Annotated in this window: 23 protein-coding genes and 1 pseudogene; 10 read left to right on the forward strand and 14 right to left on the reverse strand. The window is 70.1% G+C overall.

Annotation, left to right across the window (positions count from 1 at the left end):
• The 4 genes from GA0115254_RS16420 to GA0115254_RS16435 all read right to left on the reverse strand — a co-directional run.
• Positions 1–511: TerD family protein (locus tag GA0115254_RS16420; protein WP_141720844.1), on the reverse strand; the 511-nt coding region annotated here is incomplete at its 3' end.
• A gap of 129 nt (positions 512–640) precedes the next feature.
• Positions 641–1,219 carry a TerD family protein gene (locus GA0115254_RS16425; RefSeq protein ID WP_073747806.1) on the reverse strand — a complete coding sequence of 193 codons (579 nt, stop codon included), beginning with the start codon at positions 1,217–1,219 and terminating at the stop codon, positions 641–643.
• Positions 1,220–1,350: 131 nt separating this feature from the next.
• Complete coding sequence (gene uvrB / locus GA0115254_RS16430) at positions 1,351–3,471, reverse strand: excinuclease ABC subunit UvrB (protein WP_093896037.1); 2,121 nt, start codon at positions 3,469–3,471, stop codon at positions 1,351–1,353.
• 62 nt (positions 3,472–3,533) lie between these two features.
• Positions 3,534–4,421, reverse strand: coding sequence for an MHYT domain-containing protein (locus GA0115254_RS16435; RefSeq protein ID WP_093896038.1), 888 nt, complete (start codon positions 4,419–4,421; stop codon positions 3,534–3,536).
• A gap of 215 nt (positions 4,422–4,636) precedes the next feature.
• On the opposite strand from GA0115254_RS16435, the gene GA0115254_RS16440 reads away from it, so the two are divergent.
• The 3 genes from GA0115254_RS16440 to GA0115254_RS16450 all read left to right on the forward strand — a co-directional run bounded on the left by GA0115254_RS16440 (position 4,637) and on the right by GA0115254_RS16450 (position 7,675).
• Complete coding sequence (locus GA0115254_RS16440; protein WP_093896039.1) at positions 4,637–5,587, forward strand: glycerophosphodiester phosphodiesterase; 951 nt, start codon at positions 4,637–4,639, stop codon at positions 5,585–5,587.
• Between the two features lie 59 nt (positions 5,588–5,646).
• Positions 5,647–6,189, forward strand: coding sequence for a methylated-DNA--[protein]-cysteine S-methyltransferase (locus GA0115254_RS16445; RefSeq protein ID WP_093896040.1), 543 nt, complete (start codon positions 5,647–5,649; stop codon positions 6,187–6,189).
• Between the two features lie 121 nt (positions 6,190–6,310).
• The gene (locus GA0115254_RS16450; RefSeq protein ID WP_093896041.1) at positions 6,311–7,675 is read left to right on the forward strand and encodes an MFS transporter; all 1,365 of its coding nucleotides are present in this window, start codon (positions 6,311–6,313) and stop codon (positions 7,673–7,675) included.
• Between the two features lie 4 nt (positions 7,676–7,679).
• Here GA0115254_RS16450 and GA0115254_RS16455 read toward each other — a convergent pair whose 3' ends face one another.
• Entirely contained in the window at positions 7,680–8,042 is a 363-nt protein-coding gene (locus GA0115254_RS16455) for a cupin domain-containing protein (RefSeq protein ID WP_093896042.1), read from the reverse strand.
• Between the two features lie 133 nt (positions 8,043–8,175).
• Between GA0115254_RS16455 and GA0115254_RS16460 the strand changes: the two genes are divergently transcribed.
• Positions 8,176–9,186: a pseudouridine-5'-phosphate glycosidase gene (locus tag GA0115254_RS16460; protein WP_093896043.1), complete on the forward strand. Its 1,011-nt coding sequence runs from the start codon at positions 8,176–8,178 to the stop codon at positions 9,184–9,186.
• Positions 9,183–10,079: a carbohydrate kinase family protein gene (locus GA0115254_RS16465; protein WP_093896044.1), complete on the forward strand. Its 897-nt coding sequence runs from the start codon at positions 9,183–9,185 to the stop codon at positions 10,077–10,079. The genes GA0115254_RS16460 and GA0115254_RS16465 overlap by 4 nt, the downstream gene beginning before the upstream one ends.
• A gap of 31 nt (positions 10,080–10,110) precedes the next feature.
• On the opposite strand, the gene GA0115254_RS16470 is transcribed toward GA0115254_RS16465, so the two are convergent.
• The 3 genes from GA0115254_RS16470 to GA0115254_RS16480 form a co-directional block, all read right to left on the reverse strand.
• Positions 10,111–10,758, reverse strand: a complete 648-nt coding sequence (locus GA0115254_RS16470) for a nucleoside/nucleotide kinase family protein (RefSeq protein ID WP_093896045.1) — start codon at positions 10,756–10,758, stop codon at positions 10,111–10,113.
• A 115-nt stretch (positions 10,759–10,873) separates the two neighbouring features.
• Positions 10,874–11,380, reverse strand: coding sequence for a cupin domain-containing protein (locus GA0115254_RS16475; RefSeq protein ID WP_256102617.1), 507 nt, complete (start codon positions 11,378–11,380; stop codon positions 10,874–10,876).
• A gap of 114 nt (positions 11,381–11,494) precedes the next feature.
• The gene (locus GA0115254_RS16480) at positions 11,495–12,163 is read right to left on the reverse strand and encodes a winged helix-turn-helix transcriptional regulator (RefSeq protein WP_093896046.1); all 669 of its coding nucleotides are present in this window, start codon (positions 12,161–12,163) and stop codon (positions 11,495–11,497) included.
• A gap of 86 nt (positions 12,164–12,249) precedes the next feature.
• Between GA0115254_RS16480 and GA0115254_RS16485 the strand changes: the two genes are divergently transcribed.
• A complete protein-coding gene (locus GA0115254_RS16485) occupies positions 12,250–13,461 on the forward strand; it encodes a pyridoxal phosphate-dependent aminotransferase (protein WP_093896047.1) in 1,212 nt (403 codons plus the stop codon).
• Between the two features lie 13 nt (positions 13,462–13,474).
• Complete coding sequence (locus tag GA0115254_RS16490) at positions 13,475–14,092, forward strand: cysteine peptidase family C39 domain-containing protein (RefSeq protein ID WP_093896089.1); 618 nt, start codon at positions 13,475–13,477, stop codon at positions 14,090–14,092.
• A gap of 318 nt (positions 14,093–14,410) precedes the next feature.
• On the opposite strand, the pseudogene GA0115254_RS44500 reads toward GA0115254_RS16490, so the two are convergent.
• The 3 genes and pseudogenes from GA0115254_RS44500 to GA0115254_RS16505 form a co-directional block, all read right to left on the reverse strand.
• A pseudogene (locus tag GA0115254_RS44500) lies at positions 14,411–14,496 on the reverse strand.
• Between the two features lie 32 nt (positions 14,497–14,528).
• Complete coding sequence (locus tag GA0115254_RS16500; protein ID WP_093896048.1) at positions 14,529–15,260, reverse strand: DUF7873 family protein; 732 nt, start codon at positions 15,258–15,260, stop codon at positions 14,529–14,531.
• A gap of 100 nt (positions 15,261–15,360) precedes the next feature.
• Positions 15,361–15,771 (reverse strand): RidA family protein, encoded by a 411-nt coding sequence (locus GA0115254_RS16505; RefSeq protein ID WP_093896049.1) that lies wholly within the window; start codon positions 15,769–15,771, stop codon positions 15,361–15,363.
• 202 nt (positions 15,772–15,973) lie between these two features.
• Here GA0115254_RS16505 and GA0115254_RS16510 point away from each other — a divergent pair, with 202 nt between their 5' ends.
• Positions 15,974–16,489, forward strand: coding sequence for a DUF3574 domain-containing protein (locus GA0115254_RS16510; protein WP_093896050.1), 516 nt, complete (start codon positions 15,974–15,976; stop codon positions 16,487–16,489).
• 33 nt (positions 16,490–16,522) lie between these two features.
• Here the strand turns inward: GA0115254_RS16510 and GA0115254_RS16515 are convergent, their stop codons facing one another.
• On the reverse strand, positions 16,523–17,071 hold the full coding sequence (locus GA0115254_RS16515; protein WP_256102618.1) for an HXXEE domain-containing protein: 549 nt from the start codon (positions 17,069–17,071) through the stop codon (positions 16,523–16,525).
• A 76-nt stretch (positions 17,072–17,147) separates the two neighbouring features.
• On the opposite strand from GA0115254_RS16515, the gene GA0115254_RS16520 reads away from it, so the two are divergent.
• Both GA0115254_RS16520 and GA0115254_RS16525 read left to right on the forward strand, forming a co-directional pair.
• Positions 17,148–17,726 (forward strand): TetR/AcrR family transcriptional regulator, encoded by a 579-nt coding sequence (locus GA0115254_RS16520; protein WP_093896051.1) that lies wholly within the window; start codon positions 17,148–17,150, stop codon positions 17,724–17,726.
• Positions 17,727–17,805: 79 nt separating this feature from the next.
• The gene (locus GA0115254_RS16525; RefSeq protein ID WP_093896052.1) at positions 17,806–18,114 is read left to right on the forward strand and encodes a hypothetical protein; all 309 of its coding nucleotides are present in this window, start codon (positions 17,806–17,808) and stop codon (positions 18,112–18,114) included.
• 32 nt (positions 18,115–18,146) lie between these two features.
• On the opposite strand, the gene GA0115254_RS16530 is transcribed toward GA0115254_RS16525, so the two are convergent.
• Both GA0115254_RS16530 and GA0115254_RS16535 read right to left on the reverse strand, forming a co-directional pair.
• The gene (locus GA0115254_RS16530; RefSeq protein WP_093896053.1) at positions 18,147–19,463 is read right to left on the reverse strand and encodes an SWIM zinc finger family protein; all 1,317 of its coding nucleotides are present in this window, start codon (positions 19,461–19,463) and stop codon (positions 18,147–18,149) included.
• Positions 19,460–22,408 (reverse strand): DEAD/DEAH box helicase, encoded by a 2,949-nt coding sequence (locus GA0115254_RS16535; RefSeq protein WP_093896054.1) that lies wholly within the window; start codon positions 22,406–22,408, stop codon positions 19,460–19,462. Before GA0115254_RS16535 ends, GA0115254_RS16530 begins: the two co-directional genes overlap by 4 nt.
• Between the last annotated feature and the right edge of the window lie 156 nt (positions 22,409–22,564).

A 22,564-nucleotide genomic window follows, 5' to 3' on the forward strand; every position in this document is an offset into this window, starting at 1 on the left:
CGGCCGCCCGCGTCAGGCCCTGGTCGGCGAGCATGGCTGCGAGGCCGCCCGCGTAGCCCTGACCGACGGCGCGGACCTTCCAGGCGCCCTGGCGGCGGTAGAGCTCCAGGGCGGTGACGGCGGACTCGGTGTCCAGGCCGGTGAGGGTGAAGGTGGCGATCTCGCTGCCTTCGAGCCCGGTGACGGCGACGAACGGTGAGGCGACCGCGCCGAACCGGACCGGTCCGCCGACGCCCGTGGGCAGGGCCAGCAGCACGGTGACCCGGTGCACCGAAGCCGGCAGGGCGTCGAGGTCCACGGCGAGCCGGTGTTCGGCGGCTGCCTGTCGGGACACCTCGAGCCCGGGCAGCTGTGGCGATCCCGGGTGGGCGACCCACTCGGTGCCGTGCACGGTGCCGTCCTCGTCGCCGAGCGTGGCACCGGCCACGATGGGCGTGCCGGCCGATACCCGGATCTCCAGACGGGTCTGGGGCAAGGTGTGGTTCTGCCCCCGGACCAGCTCGGCCGTCATTGCCCTGTCCCCTCGATGAGTTGCTGCTGCGTGGTGTGGTGTCGTGCGGTGCGATGTGGTGCAGCTCCCGGCGGCCGATGCCTCCGGGAGCTGCGCGTACCGATATCGACCGGCTGGTCCGACCGTGCCTTACAGGTGCGGCAGGATCGCCGGCATCAGGTCCTGGAAGGTGCGGCCGTTGGCCGGGTTGCCGAGGGCGGTCATCTGCCACCCGTTCCCCGAACGGTGCACCTTCGCCATGATCTGGGCCGTGTACTGCCCGCCGCCGTCCAGCGTGTAGCGGGCCAGCTCCTGGCCGTTGGTCTCGTCGACGATGCGACAGAAGGCGTTCTGCACCTCCTGGAACGTCTGGCCGGTGAAGGAGTTCACCGTGAAGACGATTTGGTCGATGTGGACCGGCACCCGCTGCAGATCGACGAGGATCGCCTCGTCGTCGCCGCCCGAACCGGCGCCGCCGACCAGGTTGTCCCCGGTGTGCTTGACCGAGCCGTCGTCACTGACGAGGTGACGGAAGAAGACCACGTCGACCGGCTGCTTGTCGGCGAACAGCACCGCCGAAGCATCGAGGTCGATCTCCCTCGTACGTGAACCGAACAGACCACGGCGCGGCGCCGCCTGCCAGCCGAGCCCCATCCGTACCGCGGTCAGGGTCCCCCCGTCGCTCTTCTGCAGGCTGATGGCCTGACCCTTGGTCATATTGACCGTCACGCGCTGTCCCCTCTCCGCTTGCCCCGCAACCGTCCGTGTGCGGTTTTCCAGCACCCTACGCATTCACACCGCACGTGTGGCCGCTTGGGGCCTTTTTGTGTCGGTCCTGCAACACACCGGGGGCGACGGCGTCAGGCAAGGCCCGCCTCCCGCATCTGACGCAACTCCTTCTTCAACTCACCGACCTCGTCGCGCAGTCGGGCCGCCACTTCGAACTGCAGGTCAGCGGCGGCTGCCCGCATCCGGTCGGTCATCTCCTCGATGATTCCGGCGAGTTCGGTGGCGGGCCGGTCGGTGACCAACGCGCCGTTGCCCCCGGCCTTCTTGGAGCCTGCCGCCTTGACGCCCAGCGTGGGGACGGGAGCCTTGGCACCCTTCGTCTGGCGGTAACCGGTGCCGAGCAGCTGCTCGGTGTCGACCTCCTCGCGGGCGATCGTCGCAACGATGTCATTGATCTTCTTGCGCAGCGGCTGCGGGTCGAGGCCGCGCTCGGTGTTGTAGGCGATCTGCTTCTCGCGACGGCGATTGGTCTCGTCGATGGCCTGCGCCATCGCCGGGGTGATCTTGTCCGCGTACATATGGACCTGCCCCGACACATTACGGGCGGCGCGCCCGATGGTCTGGATCAGGGACGTCCCCGAGCGCAGGAAGCCCTGCTTGTCCGCGTCGAGGATGGCGACCAGCGACACCTCGGGCAGGTCGAGGCCCTCGCGCAGGAGGTTGATGCCGACCAGCACGTCGTACTCACCGGAGCGCAGCTCGCGCAGGAGCTCGATGCGGCGCAGGGTGTCGACGTCGCTGTGCAGATAGCGGACCTGGATGCCGAGCTCGAGGAAGTAGTCGGTGAGGTCCTCGGCCATCTTCTTGGTGAGGGTGGTCACCAGGACCCGCTCGTCCTTCTCGGCGCGCGTGCGGATCTCGTGCACCAGGTCGTCGATCTGGCCCTCGGTGGGCTTGACGACGACCTCCGGGTCGACGAGGCCGGTGGGGCGGATGATCTGCTCCACGAAGCCGTCGCCCCTGGAGAGCTCGTACTTCCCGGGTGTGGCGGAGAGATAGACGGTCTGGTTGATCCGGCTCAGGAACTCCTCCCACTTCAGCGGACGGTTGTCGAGCGCGGAGGGGAGCCGGAATCCGTGGTCGACGAGGGTCCGCTTGCGGGAGGCGTCGCCCTCGTACATGGCACCGATCTGCGGCACGGTGACATGCGACTCGTCGAGGACGAGGAGGAAGTCCTCGGGGAAGTAGTCGAGGAGGGTGTTGGGGGCGGTGCCGGGTGAGCGGCCGTCGAAGTGCATGGAGTAGTTCTCGACGCCGGAGCAGGTGCCGATCTGCCGGAGCATCTCGATGTCGTACGTGGTGCGCATCCTCAGCCGCTGGGCCTCCAGCATCTTGCCCTGCTTCTCCAGCTCGGCGAGGCGCTGTTCCAGCTCCTGCTCGATGCCGTTGACCGCCTTCTCCATGCGCTCGGGGCCTGCGACGTAGTGGCTGGCCGGGAAGACGTGGAGGGACTGGTCCTCACTGATGACCTCGCCGGTGAGCGGGTGGAGGGTGGAGAGCGCCTCGATCTCGTCGCCGAACATCTCGATTCGGACGGCGAGCTCCTCGTAGACCGGGAAGATCTCGATGGTGTCGCCGCGGACGCGGAAGGTGCCGCGGGTGAACGCCAGGTCGTTGCGGCTGTACTGGATCTCGACGAAGCGGCGCAGCAGCTGGTCGCGGTCGATCTCGTCGCCCACCTTGAGCTGGACCATCCGGTCCACGTACTCCTGGGGCGTACCGAGGCCGTAGATGCAGGAGACGGAGGCGACCACGACGACATCGCGCCGGGTGAGCAGCGAATTCGTCGCGGAGTGGCGCAGCCGCTCGACCTCCTCGTTGATCGAGGAGTCCTTCTCGATGTAGGTGTCCGACTGCGGGACGTACGCCTCGGGCTGGTAGTAGTCGTAGTACGAGACGAAGTACTCGACGGCGTTGTTCGGCAGCAGCTCGCGGAACTCGTTCGCCAACTGGGCGGCGAGCGTCTTGTTCGGCGCCATGACGAGGGTGGGGCGCTGCAGTTTTTCGATCATCCAGGCGGTGGTCGCCGACTTTCCGGTGCCGGTCGCGCCGAGCAGGACGACATCCTTCTCATCCGCACGGATGCGCCGCTCCAGATCGGCGATGGCCGCGGGCTGGTCGCCGCTGGGCTGGTAGGGACTGACGACCTCGAAAGGCGCCACCGAACGTTCGATCTTCGAAACGGGCCGCATGCAACCACCGTACGACCCACCGCTGACAACCGGGCCGGGTCGGCCGCAGTGCCGGGCCGAGGTCACCATTCTCCCGGCGGCGCGGGATCGCGCGGCCGGGAGTGGAACGACGCCGGGTCGGCATGTGTTCCGAATCGCGGGACCTGCCTCTGGGCCGGGATTCCGGGTGGCCGTCCGGCCCCGTTCATGGCCCTGGGGTCGTCCCAGTCCGGGCTGCCCATCACCATCAGGGGGTCGAACATCACGACCACCGCGGCAAGGATCAGGAAGCAGCCGGGGCCGATCATCAGTGGCAGGAGGGGGGCGGCCCGGCCGCCGGCCGAAGCCGGGCCGGCGAGGGCGCCGGGGTGCAGATGGACGCTCAGCGCGGCCATGCCCGTGTAGTGCATGCCGCTCACCGCGACGCCCATCACGACGCTGGCGCCGAGACTGGGCAGAAAGCCATGGATGGAGACGGCCGCCCAGAGTGCGGTCGTGGCGGCCACCACGGCTATGACGACGGAGAGGGCCACGGTGAACGTGTCGTACTCGAACTGTCCCTCAAGACGCATTCCGGCCATGCCCAGGTAGTGCATGGTGGCCACGCCCAGCCCGGTGATGGTGCCGCCCGTCACCATCGCCATACGGGTGGCACCCCGGTACCCGACGATGAAGATCCCGATGGCGACCATGCCGATCGCGACGGCGAGGCTGGCGAAGGTGATCGGCTTGTCGTAGCTGATGGTCACCCCCTCGACGGAGAAGCCGATCATCGCGATGAAGTGCATCGTCCAGATGCCGGAGCCTATGGATGTCGCGCCGAGGGCCAGCCAGCCGGCCTTGAAGGAACGCTCGGTGCGCAGCGAACGGCTCGTACATCGCAGCCCGAGGGCCGCACCGAGGCAGGCCATGAGGAAGGCCGCGACAGGCGTCACCGCTCCGTAGCTGAAACCGTCGATGGTGCCCTGCATGCTCGTACGCCCTTCGCGGAAGCCCGGGTTCGGGGGTGACCCCAAGACGCGAGGCCCGGCAGACAAACAGAAGAGCAGCATTTTATCGACAGGGAAAGCGGCCCGTGACCCGGTCTCCGGAGCGGCGTTCACGTTGTGGCCATCCTTCGCCTGTCCCTCGTTGGGGGGCGGCTGTCACTCTCGGCCCGTCCGTAACTCTGACGCAAGGAGTACACGTGTACGCACGCACCGCAACCGCCGCCGTCGCTGCCGCCGCCCTCGTGGGCGCCGGCGCGCTGCTGATGTCGACCGCCGGTACGCAGACCACTGGCAGGGGCACGGCCACGGCCGGGCACACGAGCACGGGCACGAGCATCCGGACCGTGAGCGCCCGGACCGCGGACGCGAAGCCGGTCGCCCCGGTCGTCCTCGCCCACCGGGGCGCTTCGGCCTATGCGCCGGAGAACACCCTGGCCGCGGTCGACAAGGCCGATGCGCTCGGCTTCGACTGGGTGGAGAACGATGTCCAGTTCACCAAGGACGGTGTGCTGGTGGTCGTCCACGACACCGACCTGAAGCGGACCACCGACGTCGAGGAGGTCTTCCCGGACCGTGCCCCGTGGGCGGTCAAGGACTTCACGGCCGCCGAGATCGCCCGGCTGGACGCGGGCAGCTGGTTCGGTCCGCAGTTCGCCGGGACCCGGGTGCCCACCCTCAAGCAGTATCTGGACCGGATCGAGCGGAACCACCAGAAGCTGCTGCTGGAGATCAAGAGCCCGGAGATCTACCCGGGCATCGAGAAGGAGACCCTGCGGGTGCTGAGCCGGAAGGGGTGGCTCGACCGCGACCACGTCAAGAACAGGCTCGTCATCCAGAGCTTCGGCGCGGACAGCGTGAAGAAGGTGCACCAGCAGCGTCCGGACGTCACGACCGGCTTCCTCGGCACCCCCGCAGTGGCCGATCTGCCCTCGTACGCAGCGTTCACCGACCAGATCAACCCCTCGTACACGTCGATCTCCGCCGACTACGTGACGGCAGTACATGCGCTGAAGGGCGCACACGGCAAGAAGCTCCGGGTCAACACCTGGACGGTCAACGACGCAGCGACCGCGGCGAAGGTGGCGGGCTTCGGCGTCGACGGAATCATCACCAACACCCCCGATGTGGTGCGCGAGGCCACGGGCTGACGGCTCGGGCGCCCCGTTGCCGCGGCCCGTTGTCAGTGGCCGGTCGTACGGTGGTTCCCATGAACAGCAACGGGGTTGTCGAGTGGGCCGTCGTCGAGAGCGACATCGGCCCGCTGCTGCTTGCCGCGACCGACGCGGGACTGGTGAGCGTGGTCTTCCACGCCTGTCCCGAGGTGCGGGAGAAGGCGGTCGGGCAGTTGCGGTCGCGACTCGGCGCGGAGCCGGTGGAGAATCCCGGCTCCGCACGGCTCGCCGAGCCGATACGCCAGCTCGCGGCGTATTTCGCGGGCTCGTTGCGGGAGTTCTCCCTCGACCTGGACTGGTCGCTGACCTCCGGCTTCAACCGCCAGGTGCTCCGCGAGCTGGCGGCCGGGGTGCCGTACGGGGCGGTCGTCGGATACGGGGACCTCGCCGAGCGCGTGGGGCAGCCGACGGCGGCTCAGGCGGTCGGGGCTGCCATGGGGTCCAATCCGCTGCCCGTGGTGGTGGCGTGCCATCGGGTGGTGGAGAGCGACGGCGGACTCGGCGGGTTCGGCGGTGGCCTCGAAACCAAGCGGAAGCTGCTGGCTCTGGAGGGCGTGCTCCCCCAGCCGCTGTTCTGAGCCGGTCGTGGAGACCGGGCTCCCCGCACCGGGGCACCGGGTCCGGTGCGCGGTCCGTGCGTGGTCCGTGCCCTGACGAGACCCGGTTTCGCACCTGTGTACGGGCTGGCACACTGCGTCAGTGACCAACAACCTCGATGCACCTGACACCCCCACCGGGCCCGGCCACCCCGCCGGCCGGGTCACGGCGGCCGAGCTGCCCGGATTGCGGCGCAGAACGTCCGCAGTGCTCATAGCCAGCCAGATACTCGGCGGCCTCGGCGTGCCCATCGGTATCGCCCTGGCCCCGGTCCTGGCCACGGAGGTGAGCGGCTCCGAGGCACTGTCCGGTCTGGCCCCGACCGCGTCGGTGACAGGTACCGCGCTGCTCTCGCTGCCGCTGGCCGCGCTGATGACCTCGCGCGGCCGGCGCCCCGGTCTCGTCCTGGCGTATCTGATCGGTGCACTCGGCGCGGGGTTCGTGGTACTGGCCACCGTCGTGGAGAGCTTCCCGCTGTTGCTGCTCGGCATGGCCGCGTTCGGTGCCGGTTCCTCGGCCAATCTGCAGGCCCGGTTCGCCGCCGCGGATCTGGTCGAGCCCGACCGGCGCGGCCGGGCGATCTCCACTGTCATCTGGGCCACGACGATCGGTTCGGTTCTGGGGCCGAACATCGCGGCCCCGGTGGGGCGGGTCTTCCGCGGCACCGCGATATCGGAGAAGGCGGGGCCGTTCTTCTTCGCGGCCGGGATCTTCCTGCTGGCCGCCGTGGTGGTCGGGGTGCTGCTGCGGCCGGACCCGCTGCTCACCGCACGGGCGCTGGCGCCGCAGGACAACGAGTCCCCCGCAGGCCGATCGCTGCGTGCCGGTGTCGCAGCGGTCCGGGCGTCCCCGATGGCGCGGCTGGCGCTGGTGACGGTGGCTGTCTCACACACCGCGATGGTCTCGATCATGGTGATGACCCCGGTCGATCTGGGTCATCACGGCGCCGGACTCCAACTGATCGGCCTGGTCATCAGCGGCCACATCGCGGGTATGTACGCGTTCTCCCCGGTGATGGGCTGGCTGTCCGACCGGTTCGGCCGGCTCGCCGTGATCGGTCTGGCGGTCGGGCTGCTCTCCTGCGCCGCACTGCTGGCCGGCACCGCGGGCCCCAGCCACGGTCAGACGGCGGCAGGCCTGTTCCTGCTCGGGCTCGGCTGGTCGGCCGGGCTGGTCGCCGGTTCGGCGCTGCTCACCGACTCCGTACCGCAGCCCGCCCGCGCCGCCGTGCAGGGTCTGTCGGACCTGACCATGAACACGGCGGCGGGCATCGGCGGTGCGATCGCCGGAGTGATCGTCGCCAGGGCGGGCTACGGCTGGCTGAACGCAGTCGGAGCATGTCTGCTGCTGCCGATGGCGGCGCTGGCACTGCGCCGGGCGCTCGCCCGGCCGACCGCGCCCGTTGCGCCCGCCTCGCCCGACGCAGCCGGCACACCTGCACCCACGGCACCCGCCTCCGACCTCTGAAATTTCAGAGGCTGATGTGGTAGGCCTTGCGCAACGTCTCGTGCACGGTCCACGTCGTTCGGTCGCCCTCGCGCAGCACGCAGGCGTCACCCGGCCCGACCTCCAGCGTCGCCCCGCCCTCGACCGCCACGGTCGCGCGCCCGCTGACGACCACGAACAGCTCGTTGGCCTCCGTGTCGGTGACCACGCCCGGCGTGATCTGCCAGATCCCGCGCAGCTGCTTGCCGTCGGGCGACTCCCAGAGCACCTTGCCGGTCACCGCGGGCTCGCCCGAGACGATCTGTGCGGGGTCGAGTGGTTCCGGTTCGAGCTCGGCGTCCGGAATGTGTACGGCGAACGAGGCGGGAGTTTGATCAAGTGTGGTCATGGCCGGTCACCCTAGCGACCGCTTCGAGGCGACTCGACACCAGGACCGGGAGAACATGCGGAGGGGACGGGTGATTCGGCCGGTGTCCCGGCCGCACGTTTGAGGTCGATGCGCCCGCGACAGGGATGTGGACATGTCACTGAATGCGTCGCACAGCGCACACTCCTACACCCCCGCCCTCTCCACCGAGGTACAGGCGGCCCTCGCCACGCACCACCCCGTCGTGGCTCTGGAGTCGACGATCATCGCCCATGGTCTGCCACGCCCCCGCAATCTGCAGGTCGCCGAGGAACTCGAAGGGCTCGTCTGTTCTGCGGGCGCCGTGCCCGCCACGATCGCCGTACTGGACGGACGGGCCCACATCGGTCTGGACAAGGCCCAGTTGGAGCGGGTCGCCGCGGACCCGGCGATGCGGAAGCTGGGGCACCGGGACCTCGCACCGGCTCTGGCGACGGGTGCGAGCGGGGCGACGACCGTGTCCGCGACGGCATTCCTGGCCGCACACGCGGGCCTGCGCATCTTCGCGACCGGCGGCCTCGGCGGCGTACACCGGGAGTGGACCCGGACCCAGGACGAGTCCGCGGACCTCCGGCTCCTCGCGCGCACCGGCATCACCGTGGTGTGCGCGGGGGTGAAGTCGATCCTGGACGTTCCGGCCACGCTGCAGCGCCTGGAGACGCTCGGCGTCGGAGTCCTCGGTTACGGCACCGACCGCTTCCCCGGCTTCTACCTGAACAGTTCGGGCGAACCGGTCGACTGGACGGTGCGGACGCCCGAGGAGGTCGCGGCGGTGATGCGGGCCCAAGACTCGCTCGGCGGTCCCGGCTCCGCGCTGATCGTCGCCAACCCCGTATCCGTGGAGCACCAGTTGGATCCCGCACTCCACGATCGTGTGCTGGCCGAGGCCCTCGCCGCATGCCGGGAGCGCGGCATCGTGGGTCAGGCCGTCACACCGTTCCTGCTGGACCGGCTGATGCGGGGAACCGGGGGCGCTTCGCTGGAGGCCAATCTGACGGCCGTACGCGGAAACGTAACGCTTGCCGCGCGGATCTCCGGCGCATGGGCCGCCGCCGCACAGGAGACAGCAGCGCACCCGGACGCGCAGGACACGGCATCGCACCGGAACCCGGCGGCCGGCCGATGACCGACGACGGCCTTCTCGTCGTCGGTGACGTGGTCACAGATGTCGTGGCCCGGCACGCAACGGCGCTGATCCACGGCACGGACACCTCGGCCCGGATCCGTACCGTCCCTGGCGGCGCGGGCGCCAACGTCGCCTGCTGGGCGGCGCGTTCGGGATGTCGCGACGTACGGCTGCTGGCCCGGGTCGGCGCCGACAGCGCGGCCTGGCACCGGGACGCGCTGCAGCGGGCAGGGGTACGTTGCCTGCTGGCCGTGGACGACGACATACCGACCGCCACCGTCGTCGCCCTCGTCGATTCCGCCGCCGAGCGCACCTTCCTCACCGACAGCGGTGCCGTGCTCCGCCTTTCCCGCGACGACTGGTCACCGTCGATGCTCGACGGCATCGCCCATCTCCATCTCTCCGGGTACCTTCTCTTCGCCGCGACGAGCCGGGCGACGGCCATGCTCGCTCTGCGGGAGGCCCGGCGACGGCAGATCCCGGTGAGCGTCGACCCGGCTTCGGCCGGCTTTCTCGCCGAGCTGGGCGTCGACCGGTTCCTGACAACCGTGGAGGGCGCGGATCTGCTGCTGCCCAATGCGGACGAGGCCCGGCTGCTCACCGGACTCCCCGAACCGGCGGACGCCGCAGCCAAGTTGAGCCTTCAGGTGCCCCGGGTGGTTGTCACGCTCGGCGAGGGCGGAGCTCTGCTGGCCATCGCGGGCGTGGTGACCCGGCACATCCCGGCGGTCCGGGTACGGGGTGCCGTGGACTCGACGGGCGCGGGCGATGCGTTCACCGGCGGCTTTCTCGCGGCGCACCTGTCGGGTGCGGACGACGCCTCGGCCGTGGAAGCAGGCTGCCGGTCGGCGGCGGAAGCGGTCACCACCGTGGGGGGCCGCCCCGGTCCATGACACACCCGGCTCGGTGAATCAGCCCGGCCTGCTACCCGCCCCGCCTCCACCCGGTCCAGGCGGGGTGCAGCGGATCGTCGGCCCGTACGACCGCGTCCGCACGGTCGCCGGGCACCACCTCGTCCTCGTACCGCGCGAAAGCGGGCAGGGTCCAACGCTCGCTCTCCTCGGTACGCCGCCGCAGTGCGCCCGGCGACAACCGCAGATGGACACTCAGGTCGAACGGGAACCAGTGCCCCAGCATCAACGGGCCATGCGCCACCAGCACACCGCCCTCGGGCAGGAGTTGATACGGACTGCGGGTGGCCCGGTCCGTCACCGGATCCCAGAGATCGGGCAGCACCCGCCCGCTCCCGCCCGCCTCCAGCGGTCCGAACACCTCGCGCCACAGCGCGCCCGTGTCGAACCAGCTGTCGTAGTACGAGTCGGGGTCCTCCTTGCCGTACTCGTACCGAAGACTCGCCGGTCGCAGGAACCCTTCGGTGGACACGACGAGCACCGCACGCCCCCGGACCCGCAGCGCCTGTGCGACCAGCCCTGCCAGCTCCCCGGTACGGGCCGCCGGCGCACCGTCGACGGCAACCTTCAGCCAGGGGCCGGCGTCGGCCGGCTTCAGACCGTCGGCGTGCGCGGCGAAGGCCTCGGCCAGCCGCTCCCAGGTGATCGCTTCACATCGCACGCGTCCATCATCACCCCGGCCTCGTGCGTCGGCGTCGGCCGTCCCGCCGGCGAGGTTCTTCCTCGTCGGTCCCCGCCAGGTGGTTCTCGGCCAGGCGGTGGGCGAGCGTCGTTCGCTACTTCTTCGCGTCGCAGTCCACCGCGTCGGCGTCGTCGGAGAGCGCGCTGCCCTCCGGCAGCAGATAGGTCACCCAGAGCACGACGGGCTCGGTCCCCAGATTGCGTCCGATGTGACGGTGAGCGGATCCGGACGGCTCGATGAAGGACGAGCCCGCGGGCGTCACCTCGACCGAGCAGTCGTCCAGAGTGCGCGTCAGCGTCCCGGACTTGACGACGGCGATCAGCTGACCGCCATGGGTGTGCCAGCCGGTGGAGCCGCCCGGCTCGACGGTGATGGTCCGGAAGGTCACATCGGTGCGGCCGTTGGGGGTCTTCACCTTCAGCTTTCCCACCGATGTGCCCTTCGCGACCACCGTGCCGCTCACACCGCTGCCGGGTGTGGCGAGGGCCGCCGACGGTACGAAGCCGAGCGCGGCCACGCAGCCGCCTATGACCAGGGCCTTGGCGAGTCGCCCCTGCCGTACCCGCCGCCCCCGGCTCCCCTGCTGTCTGCCGACCCTCACGTGCGACTCCTCTGCCTCGGCGTCCTGGAAATGTCCTGGACATCCTGAACCGGACATCCCGAACGCCCGCACGCTACCCGTGAGTTGAGCTGCGGAACCCTCCCGGACCGACAGTCATTCGCCGCGAAGTTCGGCGGCGAGCGGCCCGTCGCCCGACACTTCGATACGTCCGTCCTTGACGGCCTCGGCGAACGTCAGTTCACCTCGCCCGAGCGCCAGACAGACCTCGACGTCGAGCGCGATGCGGGCATCGGCCCGGGCCGCAGGACCATCCCCGTACACAGCCGCACCGGTCGGCGCACCACCGGCACGCACATGGAACTCACCCTCGTCCAGATGGACTTCGACGACTCCCGCATGTGTCAGCCCGTCCAGCGAGCGCAGCAGCGGAAGTGCGAACCAGTGCGCCCGTACCGCATCGGTGGGCCGCCGCTCGGCAAGCGCGGGCGCACCCCACTCGGCGAGCGCGGCGAGTACGGGCAGCAGCCCGTGGCCGCGCTCCGTCAGTTCGTACACCGAGGCCGCGGCGGGCGGCGGAAGCCGGCGGCGGGTGACCAGGCCGCCCTGTTCCATGTCCTTGAGCCGGGAGGCGAGGACGTCCGTACTGACGCCCGGCAGGTCGGCGTGGAGGTCGGTGTAGCGGCGGGGGCCCGCCAGCAGTTCACGGACGATCAGCAGGGTCCACCGGTCGCCCACGGAATCGAGGGAGCGTGCGGTGGCGCAGAACTGGTCGTAACTCCGGCGGCGAGCCGAGCGTGTTGCGGGCTGTTGCTGACGTGGCATGCGACGCAGTCTAGACATGTTGTTGGACTTTCCAAGCCCGAGCTTGGTAAAACCAAGTATCGCAATCAGGTCGGGGAGGCCACCGCATGGAATTCCGGCAGTCCAGCAAGCTCGACGAGGTCTGTTACGAGATCCGGGGCCCGGTCATCGAGCACGCCAACGCCTTGGAGGAGGCGGGTCACAGCGTGCTCCGCCTCAACACGGGAAATCCCGCGCTCTTCGGTTTCGAGGCGCCGGAGGAGATCGTCCAGGACATGATCCGGATGCTTCCGCAGGCCCACGGCTACAGCGATTCGCGCGGCATCCTGTCCGCCCGCCGGGCGGTGGCGCAGCGCTACCAGGCCATGGGTCTGACGGATGTCGGGGTCGACGACATCTTCCTCGGCAACGGCGTGTCCGAGCTGATCTCCATGGCCGTCCAGGCATTGCTGGAGGACGGCGACGAGGTGCTGATCCCGTCCCCCGACTATCCGCTGTGGACCGCGGTGGTGACCCTCGCGGGCGGCAAGGCCGTGCACTACACCTGCGACGAGGCCTCGGACTGGAACCCGGACCTCGCGGACATGGCGTCGAAGATCACCGACCGGACCAAGGCCGTCGTGATCATCAACCCGAACAACCCGACCGGCGCCGTCTATCCGCGCGAGGTCCTCGAAGGCATCCTCGATCTGGCGCGCAGGCACGGCCTGATGGTCCTCGCCGACGAGATCTACGACCAGATCCTCTACGACGACGCCCAGCACCACAGCGTGGCGGCCCTCGCCCCCGACCTGGTCTGCCTCACCTTCAGCGGTCTGTCGAAGACGTACCGGGTGGCGGGGTTCCGCTCCGGCTGGATGGTGGTCTCCGGCCCGCAGCAGCATGCCCGCAACTATCTGGAGGGGCTGACCACTCTCGCCTCGATGCGCCTGTGCCCCAACGCGCCCGCGCAGTACGCCATCCAGGCGGCGCTCGGCGGCCGGCAGTCCATCCGGGAACTGGTCGCGCCCGGCGGCAGGCTGTACGAGCAGCGCAACCGGGCCTGGGAGAAGCTGAACGAGATTCCCGGCGTGTCGTGCGTGAAGCCGAAGGGCGCGCTGTACGCGTTCCCGCGCATCGACCCGAAGGTGCATCGAATCGTCGACGACGAGAAGTTCGTCCTGGATCTACTGCTGCGGGAGAAGATCCAGGTCGTGCAGGGCACCGGCTTCAACTGGCCGCGGCCCGACCACTTCCGGATCCTGACACTCCCGTACGCTGACGATCTCGACGCGGCGATCAGCCGCATCGGCCGCTTCCTGACCGGATACCGCCAGTGATCGGATGCCCCTGGTGACCTGCCCCGCCTGCCGCGTTCCCGTCCTCACCCAGTTCGCCTCGTTCGAGCTCGTCGGCCCGATCGTGGAAGGCGGTCTCGATCCGGCCACCGACCCGGCCTGGGCGGATTCGGGTGCGGCGTCACCGGCCGAGTATGCGCGCTGGGCAGGTCACCTGTGCGGTATGACCTGCCTGCGCATGGCGCTCGGCGCCGGGGCCCCGCCCCTGTTCACGCTGCGCGACGGTGCGCTCAAGTACGGCGCGTACACGGAGGATGCGGAGGGGGTGATCCGGGGCCTGGTCTACGCCCCCTTCGCAGAGTACGTACAGCAGGAGCACGGCCTCGACGCCACGGTCCACCGCCATCTCTCGTCGCAGGAGATCCTCGGCCTGCTCGACGGCGGCCGGACGGTCATGGCCTCGGTGCACTACGGCATCCGCCACCCGCGGCGGCCCGCTCCGGGGCGGGGCGGGCATCTGGTGCTGCTGACGTCCCGTACGGCCGACGGCACCGGCGTCCACTTCCACAACCCGTCCGGCACGACGGCCGCAACGCGGGCCGCGGAGCTTCCGCTGCCCGAATTCGAGCGCTTCTTCGCGGGGCGCGGGGTGTCACTGCCCGCGGGCGTGTGACGGGACGTCCCGCGAAACGGGAGCGGGCCCGGGGGCGTAGCCGGCCCCCGAGCCCTGAAGATGCCACCCATTCGGCACGCCGACACTTTTAAGGACCCGTGTCAGGTTTATGTCGTCGCGTCCTGCCTTTAGACGACCGCAGATCGAAGCTCTGCGGGCCGGAGTCGAACCGGCATCTCGACGCCCATGGGCACGGGCCCGATTGATTCGGCGATCGGTGGCGAATGCTGAGCCTGGAGCAAGAGTCTGAGATTGATCGCGGTCTGCCTCTGCCAGTTGGGCCACCCCGGCCCGTCCGTGTGCGCAGCACGCACAGAATGCCGGGAGGAGGACTCGAACCTCCACTGGAACCGCGTCGTCACGACAAGCTTCAGTTTCAGCTTGCGCTCCTCGCGCACCCCGGCCGAAGTGCTCCGGCCGGGGAATCCATGGTCGGTCACCCGAAGAGGTAACCGAATACCGCATCACCCACCCGCTGGTCGGTGACGTCCACGCCGTTGGCCTCCTCGCGGGCGAACTTCACGGCCTGCTGGAGCTTCTCGACCCGGTTCAGCAGTTCGTTGACCCGCCGTGCGGGGAGAGCTCCGGAGAACTTCACGGTCGTCCAGTAGCCGATCGGGATGTCCTCGTAGTACACCTCGACCTGCGCCGGATGCTTATCGGTGGCCTCCGCCTTCACATGGTTGCGGGGCACCTTCTTCGTACGAAGAGTCCTCACCGGCTCGGTCTTCCAGGAGTCCGTCGACGGGTCCTGTGTCCAGGCCTCGGAGGCGTCGAGCACCGGAAGCTTGCGAACAAAAGTGTTGATGTCCGTCAGCTGCTTCTCCAGGAAGAGCAGATACGACACCGGCACCTCGCTCACGAGTACCCGCCCGTCGACCTTCACATCCGCGCGGGCCGAACAGTTCGCCCAGTCCTTCGTGGCGGTCACATCGAAGAGCCGGGTCAGGGTCGTCGCGGTCTCCCGCAGCACGTCCTCGGCCTTGATCTGCACCAGGGTCGACTCGGGCGGCAACTGCTCGCCCTCCTCGTCCTTCGGCTGATACGTCCGGGAGATCCCGGCCAGCAGACCGGTCTTCTGAAGGCCGTGATGCGCCGCCGTCAGGTCCTGGTGGGCCTTGGACTTGACGCCCTTCTCCACTGCGATGATCTGATTGAGTTTCGCCACATCGAGGAAGCTAGCAGTGCCGCGCCGCGCGGAACCAGGGCTTTTCGCGGTGCCGGCCGCTTCAACCGGCCACCGGAGCTCCGGCGCGCGGGGCGCGCGTTCAGCCGGACAGTGCCGCGGTGAGGTCGACCTCGATCAGCTGCCCGGGGAAGCCGAGCCGCGCGACGCCGAGCAACGTGCTCGCGGTGGTGAACGCGGGCCCGATGACCGAACCGGTGAGCCGGCGCCAGGCGGCTCCCAGTTCCGTGACGTCGTCGCTGACCACGTAGATGACCGACCGGACGACCCGGGAGGGCTCGGCGCCCACGGCCGCCAGAGCAAGGAGGGCATTGGCCGCCACCTGATCGATCTGGACATCGAGGTCGCCCGGACCCACCAGCGCACCGTCGCGGTCGAGCGGACACTGCCCGGCCAGGAACGCGGTCCGGCCCGCCTCCACCACAGTGATGTGGTGATAGCCGGGCGTGGGGTGCAGCTGGTCCGGATTGATCCGGCTGATCTCCGCAGTCATGCGGATAAGTCTGACGGCCTGAGTCACGGGGCGCAGCGGGATTTCGGCGGGCCCGCGGGCCGACCCGTACGGGTGGTTTCCGGCGGATGCCCATGTCCTGCCGCCGTCCGGCGGGGGCTGCTTGCCACAGTGAGCCGCGCGCATCCGCGCCGCAGGCCCACGCAGACTCCGGCCTCACAGGCTCCGAACGAAGGTCCCCGCCGTGCCTCGCTTCCCTCATCCCGCCAGCACGAAGGGTCTCACCGGCCCGAAGCAGCACACCGCACTCACCGCGGCCGCCGCCGCCCTCGCCGTACTGGCCGTGGGCGCGCCCGTCGCGTGCGCCACACTCGGCGACGATGCCCTCTCCGCCTCGCAGCCGGTGACATCGGCCGGTGTCGCGCGCGGGAAGGCCTATATCGAGACCCGGTTGTTCTTCGGCACCGAACGTCCCGACGGCGGGCCGGATGTGACCGATCGTCAGTTCCTGACGTTCGTCGACGAGGAGGTCACGCCCCGCTTCCCGAACGGGCTGACCATCCAGGACGGCCGGGGGCAGTGGCGGGATTCCCGCGGGGTGATCGAACGGGAGCGCAGTTACGAACTGACCCTGCTCTACCCGGCGTCCGAGGCACGTGTACGCGACGTCCAGATCGAGCGGATCCGGAACGCCTACGAGAAGGCATACGCCCAGGACTCGGTGGCCCGGATCGAGGAGCACACGACCGCCGACTTCTGACACCGTCCGCCGCCCTGGCGCGCCGCTCCCTGATCACGTTGCTGTGCGGGCCCCGTGCCCGTGCGGCCGACCGAGCCGGCGCGCCAGCCCGTGCACTCCCGCGACGGCCACCGGGAGGAGCGCCAGCGTCGCTGCCGCTGTGCCGACGCCGCCGCTCTCGATACCGGCCGCCTTCAGCCGCCGCACAGCCCAGAGCGAGTACGGAATGACAACGGCCGGTGCCGTGGCGACCCCTGGTGTGTAGCCGCGGTACGCCAGCGACTGCGCCATGTGGACGACGCCGTGCAGCCCGAATCCGACCAGTACGGTCCGGAAGAACGGGCTGCGGCCTCCCGTGCGCGCCCCGTCCGCCGACGCTGCCGCCACGACCCCGCCCATGAGGCCGATGGCGACATTGACATCCCGCTGCGAGAGTTCCATCCGCGCCCAGACCTGCTCGGGCACTTTCGGGAATCGCTCCTGGAGCCTCGGTCGGGCGGACCGCGTCCAGCCGGCCATGGTGGCCAGCTCCTCCAGGTCGTTGGCCACCCAGGCGGCGAGCAGCCCCCAGGTCACCGCCTTGGAAACCGCTGCCTCCGCCATGCCTGGCCCCCATACGTCGCAGTACGATGACCACACCATACAACGCAACGTTGCGTTGCTTTTCCCTGGAGCGCTCATGCCCGATCCGACCGTGAACCGCCGCCCGGGCAAGGGCCCTCGTGCCGCCGAAGCGATCTTCGAAACCACGCTGCGCCATCTCGCGGAACGCGGCTACACCCGTCTCACCATCGAGGCCGTCGCCCAGGACTCCGGGGTCAACAAGACGACGATCTACCGCTGGTGGCCCTCGAAACCGGCGCTGTTGCGGGCGGCCATGCTCCATGCCCGGGTCCTTGACATCGACATCCCCGATACGGGCAGCCTCCGCGGTGATCTGATCGCCCTCACCGAACAGATCACCGACCTGCTCACCGACGGGCGTACGGAACCGGTCGCCCGCGCCATGACCTCGGGTACCGGCCTGCCGGACGACGAACTCGCCGCCCTCACCCGCGATTTCTTCGCCGATCGGTTCTCCCGCGAGCAGCCGGTCTTCGCCCGCGCCACCGCCCGTGGTGAACTGCCCGAGAACGCCGACCCGATGCTGCTGCTGGACCTGATCGCGGGAGCGGTCTGGATGCGGGTGCTGCTCCGCCGGGAACCGGTACCGCCGGACTTCGCCCGCGATGTCGTCGATGCCGTGTTGCCTCGCTGAGGGCGGCCCCGGGGTGGTCGGGTACTGTGCCGCAGCCGGACCGAGACCCATCACATGCGCGGAACAGGGAGCGATCCACATGGGTGCGCCGATACGCCACTACACAGCCATGACGCCGGATGGCGAGGTGTTCACGGTCAACATGGAGCGGGATTTCCGGTACGACCCGTACCGTGACTTCCTGATCTGTGCGCACTGCGGCTGGTCGCCGTCACTCCTGACCATGGAGAAAATCATCGACATGGCCGGGGAACATCTGGCGTCGGCGCACGGCGCCGACCGGGGACTGTCCCAGCAGGAGAACGAGTCGTTCCGGAAAGCGCGACTGATCGTGCTGCCGATCGTCGTCGTGCTGCTGATCGGTCTCTTCGTCTATCTGCGGAGTTGAGAAGCTGAGGTCGGTCCGGGGCCGGCCGGGGGTCAGCCTCCGCCGAGTTCCATGAGCGCGCCCACCGGATCGGAGTCCGGGGTGGCGCGGGGCCACCAGTCGTCCTCGCCCGGCTCGGATTCGTAGCCGTACCAGCGGCCGTCGTGGCCGAAGCGGAGCTGAAGTGTCCCGCTGGGGTGCGTGAGGTGGTTGCGCCAGGGGTGGAAGCGGGGGAAGTCGGCGGCTGCGAGCGCGGGGCGGGCGCGGTCGAACGGGCCGGCCGGAGGATCCCAGGGCGTTTCGAGGACGGCCAGTCCTTCGGCGCCGCCCTGGCGCCAGGCCGCGACGGCTCGGGCCAGGTCGGTGGGGGTGCGGCCGGTGGCGTACGCCAGCTCGCGGTAGAGGGCACGGGTGGTTGCGGTGAGTCCGGCGGTGGGGCGGGACGCGGCCAGCCGTACCGCGTCCTGCCAGGAGGTGAGGCCGGCGAGCGGGTCGAGGCCGGTGGTGAGGAGCGTGTGCGCACGGGCCGCCGCATCCGTGGCGAGGTGGTCGAGGGCGAGCGGGTCGCGGGCGCCGGGCAGGCTCGGGTACGAGGGTGGCTGCCCGGGATGCGGCAGGACCGGGAGCGGGGCCGGGAGCGGCGGGAGGTAGCGGTCGGCGAGGGCTTCGCGGGCCGGCACGGAGGGGGTGGCAGGGGCCGTGGGGCGTTCCCGGGCGGAGTGTGCGGCGTTGCGACGGCCCAGCTCTTCGAGGAGTTCGCGCTCGCCCCGGCCGCGCAGCAGCAGCAGGACGAACGGGTCTGCGTCCAGGAGACGGGCCATCTGGTAACAGAGGGCGGCCACATGTTTGCAGGGCCAGCCGTGGTCGGGACAGGAGCAACCGGGGTCGAGATCGCCCCCGGCGGGCAGCAGTCCGACACCGGCCTCGGCCGCCGTGTCGACCAGCGAGTGCGGCATCTCCTTGGCGAGCAGCGCGGCAAGGTGGCCGGGGCGGGCGGCGACCTCGTCCAGGAACATGTCCCAGTCGGCGTCGGTGAGCGACCGCAGACGCAGCTCGGCGCGGTAGGGGCGGGGGCGGCTGCCGTGAACGTAGGCGACGACCCGTCCGGGGGTGACGGTGATCGCTGCGACCTTGCCGCTGTCGGCGTACGTACGACCGCGGGAGAGCCGTCCCTCGTCCATCGACAGGGACTCCAGGGCGGCCACCCAGGCGCGGCCCCACCAGCTGTCCGCGAAGGGTTCGTCGCCGTCGGACGGGCGGGGCGGCACGGCCTCGAAGGTGCGCCGCAGATCGTCGGGGCCGGGGCGCGAGCGTGCGACGGGACGGGGCTCGGGGCGGGCATACGCATGGGACTGGGGGCGGGGGCTCATGACGGCCTCCGGAGCGAGACGAGATCGGCCAGGTCACGATCGCTGAGCTCGGTCAGCGCGGTCTCACCGGCGCCGAGGACCGCGTCGGCCAGGACTCGCTTGGCCCGCAGCAGCTCGTCGATCCGGTCCTCGACCGTGCCTTCCGCGATCAGCCGGTGGACCTGCACGGGTTGTGTCTGGCCGATGCGGTACGCCCGGTCCGTGGCCTGTTCCTCGACGGCCGGGTTCCACCAGCGGTCGTAGTGGATGACGTGGGCGGCCCTGGTGAGATTCAGTCCGGTGCCCGCCGCCTTGAGGGAGAGCAGGAAGACCGGGACCTCGCCGGACTGGAAGCGGTCCACCATCTGTTCCCGCTCGGCCACAGGCGTACCGCCGTGCAGGAGTTGAGAGGGGATGGCGCGCGAGGCGAGGTGGGCGGAGAGGAGCCGGGCCATCGTCACGTACTGGGTGAAGATGAGGACGGAGCCGTCCTCGGCAAGGATCGTGTCGAGGAGCTCGTCGAGCAGGGCAAGCTTTCCCGAACGGCCGACGAGGCGGGTCGGTTCTTCCTTCAGATACTGCGCGGGGTGGTTGCAGATCTGCTTGAGCGAGGCCAGCAGCTTCATGATCAGACCGCGGCGGGCGATGCCTTCCGAGGCTTCGATGAATGCCATCGTCTCGCGGACCGCCGCCTCGTAGAGCGTGGCCTGCTCGCGGGTGAGGAAGACGGGGTGGTCGGTCTCCGTCTTGGGCGGCAGCTCGGGGGCGATGCCCGGGTCCGACTTCTTCCGGCGCAGGAGAAAGGGCCGGACCAGCCTGGAAAGCCGCTCGACCGCTTCGCCGTTGGCGAGCCCGGCAGCCGAGCCGGTGTTCTCGACGATACGGGCGTGCCTGGCCCGGAACGCCTTGAGGGGGCCCAGCAGTCCGGGGGTGGTCCAGTCGAGCAGGGCCCACAGCTCGGAGAGGTTGTTCTCCACGGGGGTGCCGGTGAGGGCGACTCTGGCCGGGGCCGGGATGGTGCGCAGCGCCTTCGCAGTGGAGGAGTGCGGGTTCTTCACGTGCTGGGCCTCGTCGGCGACGACCAGTCCCCAGCTGTGGCCGGCGAGTTGCGCCGCGCTCGAACGCATCGTGCCGTAGGTGGTCAGGACGAAGCCGCCGTCGGGTTCGGCGAGTGTGCGGTCGGTGCCGTGGAAGCGGCGCACGGGGACGCCGGGGGCGAAGCGGTTGATCTCCCGGTGCCAGTTGCCCAGGAGGGAGGCGGGGCAGATCACCAGGGTGGGCGCGGGGTGGGCACGATGCAGATGGAGGGCGATGAGGGTGATCGTCTTGCCCAGGCCCATGTCGTCGGCGAGGCAGCCGCCGAGGCCGAGTGAGGTCATCCGGTCCAGCCAGGCGAGGCCGCGCAGTTGGTAGTCGCGGAGCGTGGCGTCCAGACCGGGCGGCGGGGCGATGGTGGTGTCGTCGGCGGTGATGCGGGTACGGAGTGCGGCCAGCGCTCCGACGGGCACCGCTTCGACCTGTTCGCCGTCGACTTCGGCGCTGCCGGTCAGGGCGACGGCAAGCGCGTCGACCGGATCGAGCAGGCCGAGCTCCCGCTTGCGCGCCTTGCGTACGAGCGCCGGGTCGACGACGACCCACTGGTCCCGCAGGCGCACCACCGGCCGGTGGGCTTCCGCGAGAACGTCCATCTCCGCCTCGGTGAGCTGCTCGTCGCCCAGCGACAACTGCCAGTTGAAGGCGAAGAGCTGCTCGGCGTCGAAGAACGAGGTGCCGTCGGTGGCCGAACCGGGGGCGGGTCGCACAACGGCGGAGGCAGTGAGGGAACGGACGAGCTCCCTGGGCCAGTGGACGCTCACCCCGGCCGCCGCCAGCCGTGCTCCGGCGTCGCTCAGCAGCTCGTACAGCTCGTCCTCTTCGAGTGCGAGCACATCGGGCACCGGCTGGTCCAGCAACCGCTCCAACGGTGCCCAGACGCGGGCGGCGCGGCGCAGTGCGAGCACGGCGTCGATCCTGGCCCGCGGGCCGAACGGCTCCCCCACCCCGCCGTGCCACAGCGCGGCGGCGTCGACCACATAGGTCGGGTCGGCCAGGCTGTGCACCTGGGTGATGGCTGCGGCGGCGTGCCGCGCGGCGCCGGGACGGGCATCCGCCGCCGTACCGGAGGCCCCGTTGTCGCCGAAGGCCTCGCTGTCGTCGGGGCTGTCGTACGTATCGGCCGTGTCGAAGAGTTCGTATGCCGACAGGTCGAGACGCAGCGACACCCGTACACCCGCATCGAGACCGGCCGCGACCTCGACGGCCCAGTCACGGGCTCCTGGCAGATGCTGGGCCTCACGGGCTGCAAAGGCCGCACCCATCGCGTACGCCGCGGCCGGCGTACGGGGCAGGACATCGGCAACAGCATCGAGGAACGCCCCGAGCAGCCACTCCGGATCGGGGAGCTGAAGCGGTGCGCGGTCCGGGAGCGGCACCGCGTACCCCTCGACCGGCATGGCGGCTGCGATCGCCCGGAGATGGGCGATGTCCTCGGCGTCGCGCGGTCCGGCCCGCCAGGCGTCGTGGTCGTCGCCGGTCAGGCCGGGGAGCAGCCTGCCGCGCGCCACCAGATGGAGCGCCTGGAGTGCGGCTGCACCCCAGCACCGGGTGGCGGGGTGGGCGGACTGCTGGTGGCGGGCGCGGGCCAGCAGCGGCAGGGCATCGGTCACGGGCAGCAGGATGGCGGGCACCGTACGCCGACGGACGCCGTCCTGTTGTCCATGCCGACGGACGACGGTGATCTCCGCGGCGGTCGGACCGGGTGTCCGATCTTCGAAGTCCGCGGAGTCACCCGGCTCCGGGAGGGGGCCGCCATCGGGATCCCAGAAGGCGATGCGCCCGTCCCTCGGCAGCGATGCGGGCAGGAAGACAGCGGCACAGCTCAGGAGGCGGGCAGCGGACGCGTCCAGCTGATGTCGTGCCGTGGTCATCGGTCCCCTCCCGTCCCGCCCCGGTCCTTTTGATCGTCTTGATCCTTATGACTCCTGCGAGTCTAGGCGGGGGGTCTGACAACCGGTCGCGCACCTGCATTCCAGCAGGTCAGATGCAATACAGGCCTTGATACGCCCTTGCCGACAGGCCGACCC

The organism is Streptomyces sp. Ncost-T10-10d (genome assembly GCF_900091955.1).
Lineage (GTDB): Bacteria > Actinomycetota > Actinomycetes > Streptomycetales > Streptomycetaceae > Streptomyces.